Annotated in this window: 1 protein-coding gene; it reads right to left on the reverse strand. The window is 62.9% G+C overall.

Going from position 1 to position 450, the window contains the following annotated elements; translation table 11 throughout:
- On the reverse strand, positions 1–427 hold a 427-nt coding region (locus AC066Y_RS43320; protein ID WP_478279148.1), incomplete at its 3' end, for a hypothetical protein.
- Positions 428–450: the final 23 nt, after the last annotated feature.

A 450-nucleotide genomic window follows, 5' to 3' on the forward strand; every position in this document is an offset into this window, starting at 1 on the left:
CCGGTTGTTCCAGGTGGGATCGGTAAAGCGTCATCCAGGCGCCCATCACCGAGTGCGGGGGTACTTCGATACGCGGCGGCATGGAGGGTTTCGGTTGCTGCTGCACCGCGCGGCTGTAGCCCTCGGCGAGCACTGCGTCTGAAAGCAGAATGTCCGGGTTCCCGCTCATTTGCTGTTGAAGATCGCGCAACGCTTCACGGGTACTTGGCAGGGCCCTGCCCGTGGCGTGGATGAACTGTGCAAGGATGACGGTGGACCCTGCGGGGCTATGGTGCGCCTGGCTGTAGGAGGAGCCTGGGCTGAGGGGCATCCGGGTGTCTTCCAGCGATTGCTCTAGGGCGTGTTCGCTAAGTTGACCTGCATCCATGCGGCCGATCAGGCGCTGAAGCTGGTTGCCCAGGCGTTGGCGGTCGTAGGTGTCACCCACAAGTCGCTGATGAGTCAGAAGGG

The sequence above is a fragment of the Bradyrhizobium sp. USDA3010 genome (assembly GCF_056429065.1).